4 protein-coding genes are annotated in these 6,957 nt (G+C 64.9%); all 4 read right to left on the bottom strand.

Annotated features, from left to right (window positions below):
* Nucleotides 1–264: 264 nt before the first annotated feature.
* Nucleotides 265–1,800 carry an efflux transporter outer membrane subunit gene (locus JHD73_RS25540; protein ID WP_199032964.1) on the bottom strand — a complete coding sequence of 512 codons (1,536 nt, stop codon included), beginning with the start codon at nucleotides 1,798–1,800 and terminating at the stop codon, nucleotides 265–267.
* 13 nt (nucleotides 1,801–1,813) lie between these two features.
* Nucleotides 1,814–5,023, bottom strand: coding sequence for an efflux RND transporter permease subunit (locus JHD73_RS25545; RefSeq protein ID WP_199032965.1), 3,210 nt, complete (start codon nucleotides 5,021–5,023; stop codon nucleotides 1,814–1,816).
* A gap of 40 nt (nucleotides 5,024–5,063) precedes the next feature.
* Nucleotides 5,064–6,362, bottom strand: coding sequence for an efflux RND transporter periplasmic adaptor subunit (locus JHD73_RS25550; protein ID WP_199032966.1), 1,299 nt, complete (start codon nucleotides 6,360–6,362; stop codon nucleotides 5,064–5,066).
* Between the two features lie 132 nt (nucleotides 6,363–6,494).
* On the bottom strand, nucleotides 6,495–6,957 hold a 463-nt coding region (locus tag JHD73_RS25555), incomplete at its 5' end, for an alpha/beta hydrolase fold domain-containing protein (protein WP_199032967.1).

The following is a 6,957-nucleotide window of genomic DNA, read 5'->3' on the forward strand; positions in this document are numbered from 1 at the left end:
CTACCAAGGCTTCAAGGTCTACCTGTTCGACGGGCCGCACTACGTGTCGCCAACGCTGGTGGATGGCCTGCTCAAGCACCCGATGCGCAGTACGCCAGGATTGGCGCTGGACGCGCCACCTAAGGTCGCGCCCGGGCAGGATTCGTAGGCGCGCAAAGCGCTGCGGTGATTCCGAGGGGGCGGGTCGGCGTCTGCGAATTTCAGCTAAAAAAAGCGCGGCCGAAGCCGCGCAGAGTCTCGCTTTCCAGAGAGAGAAGAGCGTCTTTACTGCTGCGCCACCGTTGCCGGCTTCGCCTGTTCTGTCGGCAAATCACCCCAGCCACCACCCAGCGCCTTGATCAGCCCCACCGTGGCATTCACACGGCTGCCGGCGAGTTGCACGCCGACGCGCTCAGCAGACAGCATGTTGCGCTCCGCATCAATCACATCCAGATAGTTGACCGAGCCCGCGTTGTAGCGCGTGCGCGAGAGTTGCGCAGCGCGCGTGGAAGCGCGCACGGCATCGTCCTGGGCTTTGGATTGATCGGCCAGCAGGCGCAGGTCAGAAAGGTTGTCTTCCACCTCGCGGAAAGCGACGAGCACGCTTTCACGGTAGTTGGCGACGTTCTCTTCGTACGCTGCACGCGCCTGCTTCACACCGGCGCTGCGTGCACCACCGTCAAAGATCGGCAGCGACAGTGCGGTGCCGACCAGCGGCCCGAGAATCCACGTGCGGCTGCCCCACTTGAGCAGGTCACCGATGTCGTGCGACTCGTAGCCGAAGCCGCCCGTAAGTTGCAGTTGCGGGAAGAACGCCGCACGCGCCACCCCGATGCGCGCGTTGGCGGCAGCCATCGAGCGCTCGGCTGCGGCCACGTCAGGGCGACGCTCCAGCAGGGCAGAGGGCAGGCCTGCCGGCACGCGCACGTTGGCGGCCTGTAGCGGGTCGGCTCCCATCGAGAAATCGGCGGGTGCCTTGCCCAGCAGCGTTGCCAGTGCGTGCTCCAGGACCGCGCGACGACGCTGCACGCCAATGTGATCGGAGCGCGCGGTGGCCAACTCGGCATCGGCGCGGGCGACGTCCAGCTCGCCAATGTCACCGGTCTTGAAGCGGCGCTGCACGAGCTTGAGTGCTTCTTCGCGGCCGACCAGCGTGCGGGCCAGTAGGGCTTCTTCCGCATCAAGCGTGCGCAGGCTGAAGTACGTTTGCGCCACGTCGGCCTGCAGTGACAGGCGGGCCGCGCGGTACAGCGCTTCCACCCGCTCGGCGTCGGCGCCGGCTGCATCGATGTTGTTGCGTACGCGGCCGAACAGGTCGACCTCATACGCTACGGTGGCCTGTGCACGCCAGTACGTTTGCGGCTGCACGGGTGCGCCCAAGGGCAAGCCCGCTGATGCTGCGGAAGCCCGCTGGCGCGTCGGGCCAAAGCCCGCATCCAGTTCTGGGAACAGCGATGCACGATTGGCCTGCACAAAGGCGCGCGCCTGGTTCACGCGTGCGGCGGCGGCGGCCAGCGTGGGGCTGGCCTCGGCCGCCTGTGCTTCGAGCTTGTCGAGCGTCGGATCGTTGAAGATCTTCCACCACGCGCCGTCGGCGGGCAGGGAGGGCTCGGCGGTCTTCCACTTGCCTTGTTCGCCGGCGGCCAGCGAGGCATCTGCGGTTGCTGACGCTTCCTTGAAAGCCGTGGGTGTGCCTACGTCCGGCTTCTCGTAGGTCGGCGCCAGCGAGCAGGCCGCGAGGAACAGCGCGGCAGCCAGTGCCAGCGGGGTCCAGCGGCCAGGCCGCGTGGCCTGACCTGTGTGTTGTTTAAACGCGTTCATAGCGATGTCTTGATTAGTGTTGACCCGACGGCAGCGGCATGGCGTTGCCATCCAGGTCCAGATCGCGATCCGGTGCATCTTCCGAGCGCTGGGCGCGGCGTGTTGCCAGCGTGCGCAGCAGTACATAGAACACCGGCGTGAGGAACAGGCCGAACAGCGTCACCCCCAGCATCCCAGCGAACACGGCCACGCCCATGGCATGACGCATTTCCGCACCGGCGCCGGTCGACACCACCAGGGGCACCACACCCATGATGAAAGCGATCGACGTCATCAGGATGGGGCGCAGACGCAGGCGGCAGGCCTCGATGGCGGCTTCCACGATGGAGCGTCCTTGCAGCTCAAGCTCGCGCGCAAACTCCACGATCAGGATCGCGTTCTTGCACGCTAGCCCCACCAGCACCACCAAGCCGATCTGCGTGAAGATGTTGTTGTCTCCATGCGAGAGCCACACGCCCAGCATGGCGGCAAACAGGCTCATCGGCACGATCAGGATCACGGCCAGCGGCAGTGTCAGGCTTTCGTACTGCGCCGCCAGCACCAGGAACACCAGCAGCACGCAGATCGGGAAGATCCACACGGCGGAGTTGCCAGCCAGGATCTGCTGATACGTCAGGTCCGTCCACTCGAAGCGCACGCCCTTGGGCAGCGTTTCGTGCGCAATGCGCTCCACAGCCGCCTGTGCCTGGCCCGAGGAGAAGCCCGGCGCCGGACCACCGTTGATATCGGCAGCGGTGTAGCCGTTGTAGCGCACCACCATGTCCGGGCCGAAGCCTTGCGACACGCGCAGCAGAGAAGACAGCGGCACCATGTCGCCAGCAGCATTGCGCGTCTTCAGCTGCAGGATGTCTTCAGCATGGGCGCGGAACGGCGCGTCTGCCTGCACCTTCACCTGATACGTGCGGCCGAAGCGGTTGAAGTCGTTCACATACAGCGAGCCCAGGTAGACCTGCATGGTGTCGAATACGTCCGTCACGGGCACGCCAAGCTGTTTGGCCTTCACGCGGTCCAGGTCGGCATTCAACTGCGGCACGTTGATCTGGTAGCTCGAGAACGACGGGCCGAGTTCCGGTGTCTTACGGGCCTTCGCCATGAAGGCCTGCGTGGCGGCAAAGAGCTGCTCGTAGCCGACCGAGCCACGATCTTCCAGCTGCAGCTTGAAGCCACCCACCGTGCCGAGACCCTGCACCGGTGGCGGCGGGAACACCGCGATAAACGCGTCCTTGATGGCGCCGTACTGCTGGTTCAACTGGCCTGCAATCGCGCCGCCCGACAGATCGGCGCTCTTACGCTGGTCAAACGGCTTGAGCGTGACGAACACAATGCCGGCACTCGGGCTGTTGGTGAAGCCGTTAATCGACAGGCCCGGGAAGGCCACGGCGCTTTCCACGCCAGGGTGCTTCAGGGCGATGTCCGACATGCGGCGGATTACGTCTTCCGTGCGGTCCAGCGAGGCGCCGTCCGGCAGTTGTGCGAAGCTCACCAGGTACTGCTTGTCCTGCATCGGCACGAAGCCGCCCGGTACCTTGTTGAACAGCACGGCAGTCAAGCCGATCAGCGCCAGGTAGATGCCGAGCATCACGGCCTTGCGGCCGATCACGCGCGAGGTGCTACGGCCGTACGACTCCGACGCGGCACCAAACACACGGTTGAACGGGCGGAAGATCCAGCCCAGCCCCTTGTCCATCGCACGCGCCAGCCAATCCTTCGGCGCGTCATGGCCCTTGAGCAGCAGCGCAGCCAATGCCGGCGACAGCGTGAGCGAGTTGAACGCCGAGATCACGGTCGAGATCGCAATCGTCAGCGCAAACTGCTTGTAGAACTGACCGGTCAGGCCCGTCATGAAGGCCAGCGGCACGAACACGGCAATCAGCGTCAGGGCAATGGCGATGATCGGACCGCTCACTTCACGCATGGCCTTGTACGTGGCCTCGCGTGGTGATAACCCTTCAGCGATGTTCCGCTCGACGTTTTCCACCACCACGATGGCATCGTCCACCACAATCCCGATCGCCAGCACCAGCCCGAACAGTGACAGCGCGTTGATGGAGAAGCCGAACATCAGCATCAGGCCAAACGTACCGATGATGGACACCGGCACCGCCAGCAGCGGAATGATCGACGCACGCCAAGTCTGCAGGAACAGGATCACCACGAGCACCACAAGCGCCACCGCTTCCAGCAGTGTGTGCGTGACGGCTTCGATACTCGATCGGACGAACTGCGTCGGGTCATAGACGATGCGGTAGTCGACGCCTTCGGGAAAGTCCTGCTTCAGTTCCTCCATCGTCTTGCGCACGTCATCCGAAATCTGCAGCGCGTTGGAACCCGGCGCCTGGAAGATCGGAATGGCCACAGCCTGCTTGTTGTCCAGCAGCGAGCGCAGGCCATATTCCGACGCGGCCAGCTCGATGCGGGCCACGTCACGCAGATACGTCACGGCGCCGTTGGGCGAGCTCTTGAGGATGATGTCGCCGAATTCCTGCTCGGTCTTCAGGCGGCCCTGTGCGTTAACGGACAGTTGCAGGTCCGTGCCCGGCACCGAGGGCGAGCCGCCGATCACGCCGGCAGCCACCTGCACGTTCTGGTCACGGATGGCGCGCACGACTTCGTTGGCCGTGAGGCCACGCTCCGCCACCTTGTTCGGGTCGAGCCACACGCGCATCGAGTAGTCACCCGAGCCGAACAGTTGCACCTGGCCCACGCCGCTGATACGTGCAAGGCGGTCCTTGACGTTGAGCACCGCGTAGTTGCGCAGGTACGTCATGTCGTAGCGGTCATTGGGCGAGAGCAAGTGGACCACCATGGTCAGGTCGGGGCTGCTCTTGATGGTGGTCACGCCCAGGCGCTGCACCACGTCGGGCAGGCGCGGCAGCGCTTGCGACACGCGGTTCTGCACGAGCTGCTGTGCCTTGTCTGGATCGGTGCCCAGCTTGAAGGTGACCGTGGTGGTCATGTTGCCGTCGCTGTTGGCTTGCGACTGCATGTACAGCATGTTCTCGACGCCGTTGATCTGCTCTTCGAGCGGCGAGGCGACGGTTTCGGCAATCACCTTCGGGTTGGCGCCCGGAAACTGCGCGCGCACCACCACCGAAGGCGGTACGACCTCGGGGTATTCCGAGATCGGCAATCGCCAGATCGAGATGATCCCGATCAACAGGATCAGCGTGGAGAGCACGCCCGCAAAGATCGGGCGGTCCACGAAGAATTTAGAGAAGTTCATGGCCGAAGTTCGGTATGTGTGCGATGAGGTTCAGACGCAATCAGGCGCGGTCAGCAGGCAGGCGTTGCGCGGTGGCTGCGGTCTTTGCATTCGCGGCCTTGGCTTCAGCCTTGGCGGCAGGTGCTGCGGGGGTATCGGCTTTGGCTTCGGCAGGCGCTTCGGGTTGCGCACCTGGCAGCACCACACGCTTGGTGACCAGGCTATCCATGGTCACGACGTTGGGTGCCACGGCGTCGCCCGGGCGCACGCGCTGGATACCGTTGACGACGATCCGATCCCCCGCCTTCAGCCCGGTCTTCACCACGCGCAAGCCATCAATGGACGCACCCACCGTGACAGCGCGGTAGCTGGTCTTGTTGGCGGCATCCACCACCAGCACGAACTTCTTGTCCTGGTCCGTACCGATGGCCTTGTCGCTGATGAGGATGGCGTCATGCGGCGCGCCGGTGCTCATGCGCACGCGCGCGTAGAGGCCCGGCGTGAGGCGGCCGTCGGCGTTGTCCAGCGTGGCGCGCACGCGGATCGTGCCCGAGCGCACATCCAGCCGGTTGTCGACAGACTGGATAGCGCCTTCGCGCGTGTAGCCGTCTTCATTGGCCAGGCCGATATAGACCGGCGTCTTCGCGCCCTGGGCCGCCTTGGCCGAATAGCGCAGGTAGCTCTGCTCGTCAGCATCAAACGCCACGTACATCGGCGAGACGGACACCAGCGTCGTCAGCACTGGCGCGCTGGGCCCGGCTGCAACGATGTTGCCGACGGTGATTTCCGCGCGCGACACGCGGCCCGAGACCGGCGCCACGATGCGCGTGTACTCCAGATTCAGCTTGGCAGCATCCAGTGCGGCTGCAGCGCCCAATTGGTTGGCTTGCGCCTCACGTGCCGCGTTTTCCTTCTCTTCGAACTCGCGGCGGGCGATGGCGTTGTCGGCCACCAGCTTTTGCGCACGATCGAGTTCCGACGTGGTGTAGGCCACGCGCGACTTGGCGGCGGTCAACGCGGCTTGCGTGCGCGCCACCTCCGCTGCGTACGGGCGTGGGTCGATGGTGAACAGCGGGTCGCCCTTCTTGACGATGCTGCCGTCCTTGAAGTGGACCGCCGTGACGGTGCCGCTCACCAGCGGGCGGACTTCCACGCGTTCAACGGCTTCGATGCGGCCGGAAAACTCATCCCACTCCGCCACGTTGCGCGCGACGACGGGTGCCACATCCACTGGCGTGGCGGCAGGTGCGGCCGGCTGCTGCGATGCGCCGGCACTGGAAACAAGACCGTAGGTGCCCACGGCTGCTACACCGAGGACAGCGGCGACCGAAATGGCGATGGTGCGTTTGGACAGGCTCATGATGTCTCTCGATTTCGTTGGGTAAGCAAAGAGAAGTGACTCTGAATGGCTCGGGAAAGCACTTGGAGCACAACGGGCCGCAGCGTAGAAACACGCGCGCGGCCTCGCACTCCATTTCTTGTTGTTGTGGGTTCAGCCAGGCCTGTTGCTGGTCGGGCCGGTCGGGTCAGGCGGGGTGCGGTCTGTGCTGTTCTTGCCGTCCGCACGTATGCGGCGCTTGGCGCGCACCGCAGCCTGACGCGTCATGCCAAGGTGCCAGCGCAGGAAACACGTCATCTCGTCTTGCGCGACCGCACTCATGGCGATCGAGTCATGACACGCCTCGTTCACGCGCACGACCTGCGTGACCACGCCTGCTTCGATGAGGGCACCGGCGTAGCGCTCGGCTTCCGTGCGCAGCAAGTCTTGCGGGGCAGTTAGCAACAGGGCCGGCGGCAGACCCTGCAGCCGGCGCGACTCCACCGGCGCGGCATACGGGTGCACACGTTCGGTCGGGCGGGGCAGGTACTGGCGATAGCAATCCGCGCAGACTTCGGCCGCGTTTTTACCGTTGGCGTCAGCGTTGGCGAGGTGGTCCGGGCGCACGCGGGCCATG

The sequence above is a fragment of the Ralstonia sp. ASV6 genome (assembly GCF_016429285.1).
In the GTDB taxonomy this organism is placed as follows: domain Bacteria; phylum Pseudomonadota; class Gammaproteobacteria; order Burkholderiales; family Burkholderiaceae; genus Ralstonia; species Ralstonia flaminis.

Bases quoted from the DNA above. Each gene is read 5' to 3' on its own strand.
- JHD73_RS25550 (WP_199032966.1), bottom strand. From the start codon at position 6,362: ATGAGCCTGTCCAAACGCACCATCGCCATTTCGGTCGCCGCTGTCCTC.
- JHD73_RS25540 (WP_199032964.1), bottom strand. From the start codon at position 1,800: ATGAACGCGTTTAAACAACACACAGGTCAGGCCACGCGGCCTGGCCGC.
- JHD73_RS25545 (WP_199032965.1), bottom strand. From the start codon at position 5,023: ATGAACTTCTCTAAATTCTTCGTGGACCGCCCGATCTTTGCGGGCGTG.